This window comes from Massilia sp. ZL223, assembly GCF_018119395.1.
Taxonomy (GTDB): Bacteria; Pseudomonadota; Gammaproteobacteria; order Burkholderiales; family Burkholderiaceae_D; genus Telluria.
The window spans coordinates 24,610-39,954 of sequence record NZ_JAGPWD010000031.1; the positions used below are offsets into that span (position 1 = coordinate 24,610).

A 15,345-nucleotide genomic window follows, 5' to 3' on the forward strand; every position below is an offset into this window, starting at 1 on the left:
CAAGATGGACCAAGACGTTGTACAGCGGGTCAAGAACGACCCCAACTACCGCAAGCTGGTCGCGACCCGTTCGCGTTTCGGCTGGACCCTCACCTGGGCAATGATGATCGTGTACTACGGCTTCACTGTCCTGGTCGCTTTCAACAAGGAATTCATGGGCACGCGCATTGGAGAAGGCGTGATGACCTGGGGCATTCCGCTGGGCCTGTTCGTCATCCTCTTCACCGTCGTCATCACGGGCATCTACGTGCGCCGCGCCAATAGCCAATACGACGAACTGACCGACGCCATCAAGGCACGCGTCGCGCAGCCGAAAGAGAAGGTGGTCGCATGAAGCCCATGATCCGTACCGCTGCGGCGCTCGCGCTGCTGGGCGCCGCCGGCGCCGCAATGGCCGCGCCCGACCTCGGCCAGGCCACCAAGCAGGCCACCAACTGGACCGCGATCAGCATGTTCGCGATCTTCGTGGTCCTGACCCTGTTCATCACCAAGTGGGCCGCGGCCAAGACCCGTTCCGCTTCCGACTTCTACACCGCGGGCGGCGGCATTTCCGGCTTCCAGAACGGCCTGGCGATCGCGGGCGACTTCATGTCCGCCGCGTCCTTCCTGGGCATCTCCGCCGCCGTGTTCCTGGACGGCTTCGATGGCCTGATCTACGCCATCGGCTTCCTGGTCGGCTGGCCCGTCATCACCTTCCTGATGGCCGAGCGCCTGCGCAACCTGGGCCGCTACACCTTCGCCGACGTGGCCGCCTACCGCTTCCACCAGAAGCCCATCCGCGTGTTCGCGGCATCGGGCACGCTGGTCGTGGTCGCGTTCTACCTGATCGCGCAGATGGTCGGCGCCGGCCAGCTCATCAAGCTGCTGTTCGGCCTGGAATACTGGATCGCCGTGGTCCTGGTCGGCATCCTGATGATGGTCTACGTGCTGTTCGGCGGCATGACCGCCACCACCTGGGTGCAGATCATCAAGGCCGTGCTGCTGCTGTCGGGCGCGTCCTTCATGGCCTTCTCGGTGCTGGCGCAGTACAACTTCAGCCCTGAAAGACTGTTCGCCACCGCGACCGAAGTGCACGCCAAGGGCGATTCCATCATGGGCCCGGGAAGCTTCATCAAGGACCCGATCTCGGCCATCTCCTTCGGCATGGCGCTGATGTTCGGCACCGCCGGCCTGCCGCACATCCTGATGCGCTTCTTCACCGTCCCGAGCGCGAAAGAGGCGCGCAAGTCGGTGCTGTGGGCCACCACCTGGATCGGCTACTTCTACATCCTGACCTTCATCATCGGCTTCGGCGCGATCGTCCTGGTCGGCACCAACGCCGAGTTCAAGGATGCAGCCGGCAAGCTCCTGGGTGGTAACAACATGGCGGCGGTCCACCTGGCCAAGGCCGTGGGCGGCGACGTCTTCCTGGGCTTCATCTCGGCCGTGGCCTTCGCGACCATCCTGGCGGTGGTGGCCGGCCTGACCCTGTCCGGCGCCTCGGCCGTGTCGCACGACCTGTACGCCACCGTGTTCAAGAAGGGCAAGGCCAATAGCGCGGACGAACTGAAGGTCTCGAAGATCACCACCATCGCACTGGGCGTCATCGCCGTGCTGCTGGGGATCGCATTCGAAAAGCAGAACGTGGCCTTCATGGTGTCGCTGGCCTTCGCCATCGCCGCTTCGGCCAACTTCCCGGTGCTGTTCATGTCGGTGCTGTGGAAGGACTGCACCACCCGCGGCGCCACCGTGGGCGGTTTCCTGGGCCTGGCCACGGCGGTCGTGCTGACCATCGTGTCGAAGTCGGTATGGGTCGACGTGTTCGGCAATGCCGCGCCGATCTTCCCCTACACCTCGCCGGCGATCTTCTCGATGGCGGTGGGCTTCTTCGGCATCTGGTTCTTCTCGGTCACCGACAAGAGCCCGCGCGCCGCGATCGACAAGGCTGGCTTCGAGGCGCAGGAAGTGCGTTCCGAAACCGGTATCGGCGCAGCGGCTGCCGCAGCCCACTGAGCGATCAAGCTTCCGTTTGAACCCCGCTGCGGCGGGGTTTTTTTATGCCTGCTGGCGTTTCATTTTGTTTGCACATGTTTCATAATGAAACGTTACTGAAACATCTTCGCCTGAAACGGTGTTGCAAGTCCTTGAAAATACTAGGGCGGGCAGGGTGGCACGCCGTTTGCATTAAGAAAGCCCGACACTCTCAAACGCATCAGAAAGGACTAAGCATGAGCCAATACTCCGCAGGCGCCGCCTTCCGCAAGGCCGTCCAGGAAGAATCCCCGCTGCAGGTCATCGGCGCGATCAACGCCAACCACGCACTGCTGGCCAAGCGCGCCGGCTACCGCGCGATCTACCTGTCGGGCGGCGGCGTGGCCGCGGGTTCGCTGGGCCTGCCCGACCTGGGCATCTCGGGCCTGGAAGACGTCCTGATCGACGTGCGCCGCATCACCGACGTGTGCGACGTGCCGCTGCTGGTCGACATCGACACCGGCTTCGGCGCCTCGGCCTTCAACGTGGCCCGCACCGTGCGCTCGCTGATCAAGGCCGGCGCGGCCGCCTGCCACATCGAAGACCAGGTCGGCGCCAAGCGTTGCGGCCACCGTCCGGGCAAGGAGATCGTCAGCCAGGGCGAGATGGTCGACCGCGTCAAGGCTGCGGCCGATGCGCGTACCGACGAGAATTTCGTGATCATGGCCCGCACCGACGCGCTGGCCGTGGAAGGCCTGGACGCCGCCATCGAGCGTGCCGTGGCATGCGTCGAAGCCGGCGCCGACATGATCTTCCCGGAAGCCATGACCAGCCTCGAGATGTACAAGCAGTTCGCCGACGCCGTCAAGGTGCCGGTGCTGGCCAACATCACCGAATTCGGTTCGACCCCGCTGTTCACCGTCGACGAGCTGGCCAGCGCCAACGTCGGCCTGGTGCTGTACCCGCTGTCGGCTTTCCGCGCAATGAACAAGGCGGCCGAGAACGTCTACAACGCGATCCGCCGCGACGGCACCCAGAAGAACGTGATCGACACCATGCAGACCCGCGCCGAACTGTACGACCGCATCGATTACCACAGCTACGAGCAGAAGCTGGACGCCCTGTTCGCCGCCAATAAAGCAAAATAATCATCCAGGAGATTCACGCATGACCACTACGCAGAACAACGATACCCCGGCGTTCAAGCCGAAGAAATCCGTCGCCCTGTCGGGCGTCGCCGCAGGCAACACCGCGCTGTGCTCGGTCGGCAAGACCGGCAACGACCTGCACTACCGCGGCTACGACATCCTGGACGTGGCCGACCGCTGCGAGTTCGAAGAGATCGCCTACCTGCTGGTGCACGGCAAGCTGCCGACCCTCGCGGAACTGAAGGGCTACAAGGCCAAGCTGAAGTCGCTGCGCGGCCTGCCGCAAGCCGTCAAGAGCGCGCTGGAAGCGCTGCCGGCCGGCGCCCATCCGATGGACGTGATGCGTACCGGCGCCTCGGTGCTGGGCTGCGTGCTGCCTGAGAAGGAAGACCACAACATCGCCGGCGCGCGCGACATCGCCGACCGCCTGATGGCGTCCTTCGGCTCGATCCTGCTGTACTGGTACCACTACAGCCACAACGGCAAGCGCATCGAGGTGGAAACCGACGACGACTCGATCGGCGGCCACTTCCTGCACCTGCTGCACGGCGTGAAGCCGTCGGGAGAGTGGGTCAAGGCGATGCACGTGTCGCTGATCCTGTACGCGGAACACGAGTTCAACGCCTCGACCTTCACCAGCCGCGTCATCGCCGGCACCGGTTCGGACATCTACTCGGCCGTCACCGGCGCGATCGGCGCGCTGCGCGGCCCGAAGCACGGCGGCGCGAACGAAGTGGCGCTGGACATCCAGAAGCGCTACGAGAACGCCGACGAGGCGGAAGCGGACATCCGCAACCGCGTGGCGAACAAGGAAGTCGTGATCGGCTTCGGCCATCCTGTGTACACCATCAGCGACCCGCGCAACAAGGTGATCAAGGAAGTGGCGCGCACCTTGTCTCAGTCGGCCGGTTCGATGAAGATGTTCGACATCGCCGAGCGCCTGGAGTCGGTGATGTGGGAAGTCAAGAAGATGTTCCCGAACCTGGACTGGTTCTCGGCCGTGTCTTACCACATGATGGGCGTGCCGACGGCCATGTTCACGCCGCTGTTCGTGATTTCGCGCACCTCCGGCTGGGCGGCGCATATCATCGAGCAGCGTATCGACAACAAGATCATTCGTCCGAGCGCGAACTATGTGGGTCCTGAGGATCTGAAGTTCGTGCCGATTGAAGAGCGCAAGTAAAGAAAGCACCACCAGCCCCCGAACCGTCGTTCCGGCGAAGGCCGGAACCCAAGTTTGCGTGATTGGCTACGCACATAAACTTGGATCCCGGCCTTCGCCGGGATGACGGTATTAAGGCTAACACTTAGGTCTCATACCGCCATGAATACGAACCATCGCAAACCTCTTCCCGGCACCTCCCTGGACTACTTCGACACCCGCACCGCCGTCGACACCATCCAGCCCGGCGCCTACGCTACCTTGCCGTACACCTCGCGCGTCCTGGCCGAGAACCTGGTTCGCCGCTGCGACCCGGTCACCCTGACCGACTCGCTGAAACAGATCATCGAACGCAAGCGCGACCTCGACTTCCCCTGGTTCCCGGCCCGCGTGGTCTGCCACGACATCCTGGGCCAGACCGCCCTGGTCGACCTGGCCGGCCTGCGCGACGCCATCGCCAGCCAGGGCGGCGATCCGGCCCTGGTCAACCCGGTGGTCCCGACCCAGCTGGTGGTCGACCACTCGCTGGCCGTCGAATGCGGCGGCTTCGATCCCGATGCCTTCGCCAAGAACCGCGCCATCGAGGACCGCCGCAACGAAGACCGCTTCCACTTCATCGAGTGGACCAAGAAGGCCTTCCAGAACGTCGACGTGATCCCGCCGGGTAACGGCATCCTGCACCAGATCAACCTCGAGCGCATGTCCCCGGTGATCCAGACCCAGGACGGCGTCGCCTATCCGGACACCCTGGTCGGCACCGACTCCCACACCCCGATGGTCGACGCCCTGGGCGTGATCGCCATCGGCGTGGGCGGCCTGGAAGCCGAAAGCGTCATGCTGGGCCGCGCCTCCTGGATGCGCCTGCCGGACATCGTTGGCGTCGAGCTGACCGGCAAACCGCAGCCGGGCATCACCGCCACCGACATCGTGCTGGCGCTGACCGAGTTCCTGCGCAAGTCCAAGGTCGTCTCGGCCTACCTCGAGTTCTACGGCGAAGGCGCCTCCGCGCTCACGCTGGGCGACCGCGCCACCATCTCGAACATGGCCCCGGAATTCGGCGCCACCGCCGCGATGTTCTACATCGACGAGCAGACCATCAAGTACCTGCGCCTCACCGGCCGCGAGGAAGAGACCGTGAAGCTGGTCGAGGCCTATGCCAAGGAAACCGGCTTGTGGGCCGACAGCCTCAAGAACGCGCAATACGAGCGCGTGCTGTCCTTCGACCTGTCGACCGTGGTGCGCAACATCGCCGGCCCGTCGAACCCGCACAAGCGCGTCCCGACCTCCGAGCTGGCCGAGCGCGGCATCGCCGGCAAAGTGGAGAACGAGCCAGGCCTGATGCCGGATGGCGCGGTGATCATCGCCGCCATCACCAGCTGCACCAACACCAACAACCCGCGCAACATGATCGCCGCCGGCCTGCTGGCGCGTAACGCCAACCGTGCTGGCCTGACCCGCAAATCCTGGGTCAAGAGCTCGCTGGCGCCGGGATCGAAGGCCGTGGCCCTGTACCTGGAAGAAGCGGGCCTGATGCCGGAACTGGAAAAGCTGGGCTTCGGCGTGGTCGGCTTCGCCTGTACCACCTGCAACGGCATGAGCGGCGCGCTGGATCCGGCCATCCAGCAGGAGATCATCGAGCGCGACCTGTACGCGACCGCCGTCCTGTCGGGCAACCGCAACTTCGACGGCCGCATCCACCCGTATGCCAAGCAGGCCTTCCTGGCGTCGCCGGCGCTGGTGGTGGCCTATGCGATCGCCGGCACCATCCGCTTCGACATCGAGAAGGATGTGCTGGGCGTGGACGCGAACGGCAAGGAAGTCCGCCTGGCCGATCTGTGGCCGTCGGATGCCGAGATCGACGCGGTGGTCGACGCCAGCGTCAAGCCGGAGCAGTTCCGCAAGGTCTACACGCCGATGTTCGCGCGCGTCGCGGACGATGGCGCCAAGGTCAGCCCGCTGTACGACTGGCGCGAGATGAGCACCTACATCCGCCGTCCGCCGTACTGGGAAGGTGCGCTGGCAGGCGAGCGCACCCTGGCGGGTATGCGCCCGCTGGCGGTCCTGGGCGATAACATCACCACCGACCACCTGTCGCCGTCGAATGCGATCCTGCTTGATTCCGCTGCCGGCGAATACCTGGCCAAGATGGGCCTGCCGGAAGAGGACTTCAACTCCTACGCGACCCACCGCGGCGACCACCTGACCGCGCAGCGCGCGACCTTCGCCAATCCGACCCTCAAGAACGAGATGGTGGTTGATGCGATGGGCAACGTGAAAGCCGGTTCGCTGGCGCGCATCGAGCCGGAAGGCCAGGTGACCCGCATGTGGGAAGCCATCGAGACCTACATGGAACGCAAGCAGCCGCTGATCGTGATCGCCGGCGCCGACTACGGCCAGGGCTCCTCGCGCGACTGGGCGGCCAAGGGCGTGCGCCTGGCGGGCGTGGAAGCCATCGTGGCGGAAGGCTTCGAGCGCATCCATCGCACCAACCTGGTGGGCATGGGCGTGCTGCCGCTGGAGTTCAAGCCGGGCGTCAACCGCCTGACTCTGGGCATCGACGGCACCGAAAGCTTCGACGTGGTGGGCGCGCGCACCCCGCGCACCGACCTGACCTTGGTCATCCATCGTAAGAACGGCGAAAAGCTGGAAGTGCCGGTGACCTGCCGTCTCGACACCGCCGAGGAAGTGGCGATCTACGAGGCGGGCGGCGTGCTGCAGCGCTTCGCGCAGGACTTCCTGGAATCGTCGGCATCGAAAGCCGCGGCGTAACCAGCGGGGAGGGCGGCGCGGCCGCCCTTCCTGTCATATCGGACACATCATGCCTCATACTCCCCAAATCAAGATTCCCGCCACCTACATGCGTGGCGGCACCAGCAAAGGCGTGTTCTTCCGCCTGGACGACCTGCCCGAAGCGGCGCGCGTGCCCGGCGCGGCGCGCGATGCCCTCCTGCTGCGCGTGATCGGCAGCCCCGACCCCTACGGCAAGCAGATCGACGGCATGGGCGGCGCCACCTCGAGCACTAGCAAGACCGTGATCGTCTCGAAGAGCAGCCACCCCGGCCACGATGTCGACTACCTGTTCGGCCAGGTTTCGATCGACAAGCCTTTCGTCGACTGGAGCGGCAACTGCGGCAACCTGTCCTCGGCGGTCGGTTCCTTCGCGATCAGCAGCGGCCTGGTCGACCCCGAGCGCCTGCCGCAGGACGGCGTCGCCGTGGTGCGCATCTGGCAGGCCAACATCGCCAAGACCATCGTCGCCCACGTCCCGATGACGGGCGGCCAGGTCCAGGAGACCGGCGACTTCGAACTCGACGGCGTGACCTTCCCGGCCGCCGAAGTGCAGCTGGAGTTCATGGACCCGGCGGCGGAAGAAGAGGGCGCCGGCGGCGCCATGTTCCCGACCGGGAACCTGGTCGACGAGCTGGAAGTGCCCGGCGTCGGCACGCTCAAGGCCACCATGATCAACGCCGGCATCCCGACCATCTTCGTCAACGCGGACGCCATCGGCTACACCGGCACGGAACTGCAGGAAGCCATCAACGGCGACCCGCGCGCGCTGGCGATGTTCGAGACCATCCGCGCCCACGGCGCGCTGCGCATGGGCCTGATCGGGAGCATCGAGGACGCCGCCAAGCGCCAGCACACGCCCAAGATCGCCTTCGTGGCCAAGCCGGCCGACTACGTCGCGTCCAGCGGCAAGCAGGTGGCGGCGGGCGACATCGACCTGCTGGTGCGCGCGCTCTCGATGGGCAAGCTGCACCACGCCATGATGGGCACCGCGGCCGTCGCCATCGGCACCGCGGCCGCCATTCCCGGCACCCTGGTCAACCTGGCGGCCGGCGGCGGCACCCGCAACGCGGTGCGCTTCGGTCATCCGTCGGGCACCCTGCGCGTCGGCGCCGAGGCGGTCGAGGCCAATGGCCAGTGGAGCGTCAGCAAGGCCATCATGAGCCGCAGCGCACGCGTGCTGATGGAAGGCTGGGTGCGGGTTCCCGGCGACAGTTTCTAAATCGCAACACCTCCGTCAGGGGAAGCACGTAGGTGCTTCCCCTTTGTCGCTTTATGGTTGTAGAGTTGGCAGCATTTCTGGTTTATGATTGCCAGGTTGCAACAATTCCGACCAACGGACCCACCAGCAAGCATTGATGGACCGATTTCCGACCCCCGATTCGTTCGCCGGCACAGCGAACCCTTGCGCGCATGAGCAGCCTTCCCAGGAGGCGGCCGACCTGTGCCACCTGGTCCTCGAGCAGCGCGCCATCCTTGAGAATGCGCCGGTCGGGATCGTGTTCACGCTCCCCGGGCAGATCAAGTCCTTCAACCCGCGCATCTGCGAGATGCTCGGCTACAGCCAGGAGGAGCTGCTGGCCCTGAAGCCGGTGCAGCTGTTCGCCTCGACGGATGCCTACCAGGAGCTGACCGCCGAAGCCTACACGGTGCTGGCCGCCGGCCAGCTGTTCGAACGCAGCGAGCAGCCTTTCCGCCGCCGAGACGGCAGCCTGTTCTGGGCGCGCCTGCGCGGCAGGGCGGTGGATCCGCGCATCCGCGAGGCGGGCACGATCTGGATCGTCGAAGACGTCACCGGGTCGCGCCAGGCCATGAAGGAAGTCCAGGCGATCATGAGCAATGCCTCGGTCGGCATCATGTTCACCCGCGACCGCGTGATCCGCCGCTGCAATCCGGCCTTCACGGTCATGTTCGGCTATACCGAGGCCGAAGCTCTCGGCCAGGCGACCCGCCTGCTGTACCCGGACGAGGAAGCCTTCCTTGAAATGGGCGAACGCGCCTATCCGCCGCTGGCCGCCGGCCGCTCCTTCCGCGCCGAGACCACCATGGTGCGCAAGGACGGCGCGCCGATCTGGGTGCAGCTGATCGGCTACCAGGTCAACCACCACGATCCGGACCAGGGCACGATCTGGATGCTGGAAGACCGCACCCGCGAAAAGCAGGACGAGCAGTCGCTGCGCGACGCCCTGATGGAAAACCGCGCCATCCTCGACAACGCGGTGCTGGGCATCGCGGTGGTCGAGAACGGCCGCACCCTGCATTGCAACCGCAAGATGGAAGAACTGTTCGGCGCGGCGGCGGGGGAGGTGGACGGCCAGACCGTGCGCGCCCTGTACCCCGACGACGCCAGCTGGCAGGCGGCGCGCGCGCTGGCGGCGCCCGATTTCGCGGCCGGCCGCGTGCACATGGCCGAGCACCAGCTGGTGCGGCGCGACGGCAGCCGCTTCTGGGCGCGCCTGTCCGGCCGGCCCTTCGACGCCTCGCAGCGGCGCGGGCGCAGCGTGTGGCTGGTCGACGACGTCACCGCCCAGCGCGAGGCGGCCGACGCCATCCGGCGCGCGCGCGACGAGCTCGAAGTGCGCGTGGCCGAGCGCACCGCCGAACTGGCGGGCGCCAACGCGCTGCTGCAGGAAGAGATCGTGGAGCGGCGCCAGGCCGAGGCGCGCGTGCACCACATGGCCTATCACGACAGCCTGACCGGGCTGCCCAACCGCGCGCTGCTGTCGGACCGGCTCGATTGCACGATCCGCGGCGCCCAGCGCACGGGGCGCAAGCTGGCCCTGATGTTCATCGACCTGGACCGCTTCAAGAACATCAACGATTCGCTCGGCCACCTGACCGGCGACCACCTGCTGCGCGAGGTCGCCAAGCGCCTGGTGGTGGCCGTCCGCGCGAGCGACACCGTGGCCCGCCTGGGCGGCGACGAATTCGTGGTGCTGCTGCCGGAGATCGCGGAAGGCGAGGAGTGCCGCCTGGTGGGTGACAAGATCATCGAGGCACTGTCATCGCCTTTCCCCTTCGAGGGGCGCAGCCTGCATATCTCGCCCTCGATCGGCATCTGCGTGTATCCGGACGACGGCAGCGATGTCGAGACCCTGATGCGCCACGCGGACGCGGCGATGTACCACGCCAAGGGCGCGGGCCGCAACAACTACCAGTTCTTCACCCAGCGCATGAACCAGGCCGCGGCGCGCCACTTCGAGCTGGAATCGAGCCTGCGCGGCGCCTTGGTGCGCGAGGAGTTCGAGCTGCACTACCAGCCCATCATGTGCGCGGCCACGCGCCGTCCGCACGCGCTGGAAGTGCTGCTGCGCTGGCGCCGGGACGGCCAGGCCCTGGTGGGTCCGGACGAATTCATTCCCATCCTGGAAGAGAGCGGCATGATCGTGCCGGTGGGCGAGTGGGTGATCCGCAGCGCCTGCGCCCAGCTGATGCAGTGGGAGCGCGAGGGGCTCGACGTGGTGCCGCTGGCGATCAACCTGTCGGCGCGCCAGTTCATGCATCACGGGCTGGTGGAGGCGATCCGGCGCATCGTCGGCGATACCGGCATCGATCCGCGCCTGGTGGAGCTGGAGATCACCGAGACCGCCCTGATGCAGCATGGCGGCCAGACCCTGGAGATCCTACGCCAGATCAACGCGATGGGCATGTCGCTGTCCATCGACGACTTCGGCACCGGCTATTCGAGCCTGGCCTACCTGAAGCGCTTCCCGGTCAGGAAGATCAAGATCGACCGCGCCTTCGTGCGCGAGCTCGATGCGAGCGCCGAAGACCGCGCCATCGTGGCGGCGGTGATGGCGCTGGCGAACAGCCTGCAGCTGTCGGTGGTGGCGGAGGGCGTGGAGACGGAGTCGCAGTATGCGCTGCTGCGCTCCTTCGGCTGCCAGTTCGCCCAGGGCTACCTGTTCGCGCGGCCGCTGCCGGCCGGCCAGGTGGGGGCCTTCCTGGTCGGCTGATTCAACAGTCCATCAATCCCCGATCGTCGCGACCACCGGCGTGTGGTCCGACGGCTGCTCCCACTTGCGCGGTTCGCGGTCGATGACGCAGGCGGTGCAGCGCCTGGCCAGCTTTTCCGACAGCAGGATGTGGTCGATGCGCAGTCCGCGGTTGCGGCGGAAGGCCAGCTGGCGGTAGTCCCACCAGCTGTACTGCTTTTCCGGCTGCTCGAACAGGCGGAAGGCGTCCGACAATCCCAAACCCATCAGTTCCTGCAGCGCGCCCCGTTCCGGCAGGGAGAAGTGGATGCGGCCTTCCCACTCGGCCGGGTCGTGCACGTCGCGCGCGTCCGGTGCGATGTTGTAGTCGCCCAGGATCGCGAACTGCTCGTGGGCGCGCATCTCGGCCGCCACCCATTCCTGCAGCGCCTTGAACCACGCCAGCTTGTAGACATACTTGTCCGAACCGACTTCCTGGCCGTTCGGCACATAGGCGCAGATGAAGCGCACGCCGCCTATGGTGGCGGCCAGCAGGCGCTGCTGCTCGTCCTCGAAGCGCGGATTGTTCTTCACCACGTCCTCGATCGGCAGCTTCGAGAGGATGGCCACGCCGTTGTAGGTCTTCTGGCCCGTGTAGGCCACCTGGTAGCCGGCTTCGTTGATCTCGGCCAGCGGGAACTTGTCGTCCGTGAGTTTTGTCTCCTGGATGCAGAGGACGTCGACCGGGTTGGCTTGCAGCCATTGCAGCAGGTGAGGCAGGCGGACTTTCAGGGAGTTGACGTTCCAGGTGGCGATTTTCATCAAATGTGTTCTATGGTGGGTTGGAGCCTCGTGCAATCACTCTGCACAGCGGAAGCCGAGAGTATACGCTGCCGATGCCGGGCCGTGGGCGGCGGGTTCAACAACAGGAAAGAACAGGCGTGCGGTGACCGGATGTCGAATTTTCTTACACGGGAGCACCACTCCTTGTCGTGGGATACGCTAAGCCTTTGTTTTGGTGGAAGTTGTTTTTAAGGCACGCTATATGCTTAGTAGGCAATCGGGTGATTGGCCGGACATCCGGCTGTCACACTGGAGAATGGACGATTGAACGCAGCCGATCCGGCAGGGCGTTATACTAGCGGGCTGCACAGGGGCAAGAAGGCAGTCCCTTACTTATGCAGCATGTGTAATATGTATGGTTTTTCAGTAATATTATGCAAAATACAACACACCGGAAAGCAATAAATTAATAGAATAATAAAAGAAGTTGCTTCTTCGGGAGGTTCGGGATATAAAGACGTTCGTTAAACGCTAAAAGGGAAAATGTAGCATTTAACGATGTTGCAACATGGGAATAAATAAGTTGCGTTAGGGCAACTTAAGTTGTACCATTTGTAGATTGTAAGAAGCGTGTTCGGCTGCCAAGCTTGTGCGCGGCAGCAGTCGTGCCGTAGTGGTGCGGTGGTGCTATTTGGAAGACATTTCGATAGTGATTAACCCGAACGCAGATTTGAAAAGGACTGAAATGCGCAATGCTTTTGAAGCATGGGCCCAGCGCGAAGGCCACATCGTTCGCCGCCGGGAAGACAAGCCCGAGGAATACCTCGTTTATGAAACCCAACGCCGCTGGGTGATCTGGCAGGCTGCACTGGCGCATGGCGCCAAGGCGGCTGCCGAGACCCCGTCGAAGTTCGCCCCGGCCGCGCCGGAGTCGAAGCCGATCGCGATCGGCCAGGACGAGGCGGCAGTGCGCAACCGCGTGCTGAACGAAGTGCTGGACGCCTTCAGCGAGCTCGACGAAGCCGCCGGCATGGAAGGCGTGCTGAAGGTCATCCAGGGCCTGAAGAAGAAGCAGAAGGCGCTGGCAGAAAAGGCCTGATGCGCTACCGCCACTACAAGGGCGGCATCTACGAGCTGGTCACGGAGGCCGTGCTGGATGCGGATCACACCCCCGTCATGGTCTATCGCGGCCAGGACGGGCAGGTGTGGGTGCGTCCCAGGGCGGCGTTCTTCGAGACCGTCGAGGTCGACGGCGCGGCGGTGCCGCGCTTCGCGCCGCTCGCCTGACCCGTTTCGCCCGATCGCGCCTTGATCGCGGCGGGACTACAGTTTGCGCGTCATTCTGCCGTTAAGGGGGAATGAGGCAAACCACCATGTTCGACCATCTCCGCCCGGCCACCATCGCCGCCGCCGCCGCATTCGCCCTGCTGGGCGGCTGCGCGACCCTGTCCGAGTCTCCCCAGCAGCAGCTCGAGCTGCATACCATCCTCGACCATCGCGAAGTCGCCGGTGTCGGCTGCCTGTTGAGCAACGACATGGGGCGCTGGTATGTCATCGCGCCAGGGCGGGTGACCGTGATGCGGAGTTCGAAACCGCTCACCGTCAGCTGCAAGAAGGAAGGCAAGGGGAGTGCGGCCGAGGTCGTGCAGTCACGGGCCGATACGACCAGCCTGATGGGCAATGTCGTGATCAGTGCGGGGCTGGGGTATTTCGTGGACAAGCATTCGGGGGCGGGGTATGCGTATCCGCAGGTGCTGACGGTGCTCATGCAGCCGGCGGCGGCGAAGGACGAGGAGGCGGGGGAGCGTCCCGTTGAGGCTGGCATTTTCTGAGGGAATAGGCGTTTCGGTATGCTGAACAACTTGGGTTCCGGCCTTCGCCGGAACGACGACTCAAACGTAAGTGGCAAGCCCATAACCGTCGTTCCGGCCAAGGCCGGAACCCAAGTGTGCCCGCAAGGCCGCAGCCCCAAAAGAAACAGCCCCGCAAGCGGGGCTGTTTTCATTCGTGAAATATTATTTCACCGAAGCGCCGCCCGTGAAAGAAGCTTTCACAGGCAAGCCCCTCACACGCGGTTCATCAGGAAGGTCGTCAGCAGCGGCACCGGACGGCCGGTCGCGCCCTTGTTCGCGCCCGATTTCCAGGCGGTGCCGGCGATGTCCAGGTGCGCCCAGGTGTACTTGCGGGTAAAGTTCTCCAGGAAGCAGGCCGCGGTGATCGAGGCCGCGCCCGGGGTGCCGATGTTGGCCAGGTCCGCGAAGTTCGACTTCAGCTGCTCGTTGTAGTTCTCGCCCAGCGGGAAGCGCCATGCGACGTCGCCGGCCTGCTTGCCGGCGTCCAGCAGTTCTTCGGCCAGCGCGTCGTGCGCGTCGTCGTGGCGGGTGAACAGGCCGCTGGTGTGGTGGCCCAGGGCCACGATGCAGGCGCCGGTCAGGGTCGCGATGTCGACCACGGCGGCCGGCTTGAAGCGCTCGGCGTAGGTGAGGGCGTCGCACAGGATCAGGCGGCCTTCGGCGTCGGTATTCAGGATCTCGATGGTGGTGCCGCTCATCGCGGTCACGATGTCGCCCGGCTTGGAAGCGCGGCCCGACGGCATGTTCTCGCAGGCCGCCACGATGCCGATCACGTTCAGCTTCAGGCCCATCTCGCCGATGGCGCGGAAGGTGCCAAGCACCGAGCCGGCGCCGCACATGTCGTACTTCATCTCGTCCATGTTCGGGCCCGGCTTGAGCGAAATGCCGCCGGTGTCGAAGGTGATGCCCTTGCCGACCAGGACCACCGGCGCATCGTTCTTCTTGCCGCCGTTGTGCTTGAGGACGATGAACTTCGGCGCTTCGTCGCTGCCCTTGGCCACCGACAGGAAGCTGCCCATCTTCAGCGCTTCGAGCTGCTTGCGCTCCAGTACTTCGATCTGGAAGCCGAATTCGCCGGCCAGCTGGCGCGCGGTGTCGGCCAGGTAGGTCGGGGTGCAGACGTTCGGCGACAGGTTGCCCAGTTCCTTGGTCAGGTTCATGCCGTTGGCGATCGCGATCGATTGCGCCAGCACGCCCTTGAGCTGGTTGGCTTCGGCGGCCGCGATGGTCAGCTTGCGCACGCCGGCAGGCAGGGGATCCTTCTTGCTCTTCTGGGAATCGGTACGGAATTCGGCTTCGTTGGCGGCGATCACCAGCGAACGCACGGCCCAATTGATGTCGCGGTCTTTCACATCCGCCATCGGGAATGCGATAATGGCATCCTGGCTGCCCAGGGTGCCGAACACCTTGAGCGCGGCGCTGACGGCGCTGCCGAAGCTCTTCTCGGTGATGGCGTCGTTCGAGCCCATGCCCACCAGCAGCACGCGCGCCGCGGCCACGCCGGCCACGCCGCGCAGCAGCAGGGTGGTGCCGGCCTTGCCGCTGATGTCGCCGGACTTGAGCGCGGCACTGATGTCACCATTGACGTCGAGGGCTTGCGCGGCCGACGACAGCTTCTTGTTTTCGAACACCGCCACTGCCACGCAGCCGGTTTTCGCAGCGGCCAGGGTGTTCTTGGTGTCGAATGCTTTTATGCTAAAGTCCATTTGATTCTCCATGTATTTTCGCGGCGCGCGGTACAGCCTACG

12 protein-coding genes are annotated in these 15,345 nt (G+C 65.0%); 10 read left to right on the top strand and 2 right to left on the bottom strand.

Translation table 11 applies throughout. The features are described from left to right. The first annotated feature begins 4 nt into the window (after positions 1-4). The 7 genes from KBW95_RS17980 (at position 5) to KBW95_RS18010 (ending at position 11,003) form a co-directional block, all read left to right on the top strand. On the top strand, positions 5-334 hold the full coding sequence (locus tag KBW95_RS17980; protein WP_211528943.1) for a DUF485 domain-containing protein: 330 nt from the start codon (positions 5-7) through the stop codon (positions 332-334). Continuing rightward, positions 331-1,992 carry a cation acetate symporter gene (locus tag KBW95_RS17985; RefSeq protein ID WP_211526357.1) on the top strand — a complete coding sequence of 554 codons (1,662 nt, stop codon included), beginning with the start codon at positions 331-333 and terminating at the stop codon, positions 1,990-1,992. Before KBW95_RS17980 ends, KBW95_RS17985 begins: the two co-directional genes overlap by 4 nt. A 215-nt stretch (positions 1,993-2,207) precedes the next feature. Continuing rightward, on the top strand, positions 2,208-3,098 hold the full coding sequence (gene prpB / locus KBW95_RS17990; RefSeq protein WP_211526356.1) for a methylisocitrate lyase: 891 nt from the start codon (positions 2,208-2,210) through the stop codon (positions 3,096-3,098). Between the two features lie 19 nt (positions 3,099-3,117). Continuing rightward, the gene (gene prpC, locus KBW95_RS17995) at positions 3,118-4,281 is read left to right on the top strand and encodes a 2-methylcitrate synthase (protein WP_211526355.1); all 1,164 of its coding nucleotides are present in this window, start codon (positions 3,118-3,120) and stop codon (positions 4,279-4,281) included. A gap of 141 nt (positions 4,282-4,422) precedes the next feature. Continuing rightward, a complete protein-coding gene (gene acnD, locus KBW95_RS18000; RefSeq protein ID WP_211526354.1) occupies positions 4,423-7,029 on the top strand; it encodes a Fe/S-dependent 2-methylisocitrate dehydratase AcnD in 2,607 nt (868 codons plus the stop codon). A 49-nt stretch (positions 7,030-7,078) separates the two neighbouring features. Then, positions 7,079-8,269, top strand: a complete 1,191-nt coding sequence (gene prpF, locus KBW95_RS18005) for a 2-methylaconitate cis-trans isomerase PrpF (protein ID WP_211526353.1) — start codon at positions 7,079-7,081, stop codon at positions 8,267-8,269. Positions 8,270-8,405: 136 nt separating this feature from the next. Next, the gene (locus KBW95_RS18010) at positions 8,406-11,003 is read left to right on the top strand and encodes an EAL domain-containing protein (RefSeq protein ID WP_211528944.1); all 2,598 of its coding nucleotides are present in this window, start codon (positions 8,406-8,408) and stop codon (positions 11,001-11,003) included. A gap of 12 nt (positions 11,004-11,015) precedes the next feature. Here KBW95_RS18010 and xth read toward each other — a convergent pair whose 3' ends face one another. After that, positions 11,016-11,783 carry an exodeoxyribonuclease III gene (gene xth / locus KBW95_RS18015; protein ID WP_211526351.1) on the bottom strand — a complete coding sequence of 256 codons (768 nt, stop codon included), beginning with the start codon at positions 11,781-11,783 and terminating at the stop codon, positions 11,016-11,018. 706 nt (positions 11,784-12,489) lie between these two features. Here xth and KBW95_RS18020 point away from each other — a divergent pair. The 3 genes from KBW95_RS18020 to KBW95_RS18030 all read left to right on the top strand — a co-directional run bounded on the left by KBW95_RS18020 (position 12,490) and on the right by KBW95_RS18030 (position 13,576). Continuing rightward, positions 12,490-12,843 (top strand): hypothetical protein, encoded by a 354-nt coding sequence (locus tag KBW95_RS18020; RefSeq protein ID WP_211526350.1) that lies wholly within the window; start codon positions 12,490-12,492, stop codon positions 12,841-12,843. Beyond that, a complete protein-coding gene (locus tag KBW95_RS18025; protein WP_211528945.1) occupies positions 12,843-13,031 on the top strand; it encodes a DUF1653 domain-containing protein in 189 nt (62 codons plus the stop codon). The genes KBW95_RS18020 and KBW95_RS18025 overlap by 1 nt, the downstream gene beginning before the upstream one ends. A gap of 86 nt (positions 13,032-13,117) precedes the next feature. Then, a complete protein-coding gene (locus tag KBW95_RS18030) occupies positions 13,118-13,576 on the top strand; it encodes a hypothetical protein (RefSeq protein ID WP_211528946.1) in 459 nt (152 codons plus the stop codon). Positions 13,577-13,809: 233 nt separating this feature from the next. Here the strand turns inward: KBW95_RS18030 and KBW95_RS18035 are convergent, their stop codons facing one another. Continuing rightward, positions 13,810-15,303, bottom strand: a complete 1,494-nt coding sequence (locus tag KBW95_RS18035; protein WP_211526500.1) for a leucyl aminopeptidase — start codon at positions 15,301-15,303, stop codon at positions 13,810-13,812. Positions 15,304-15,345: the final 42 nt, after the last annotated feature.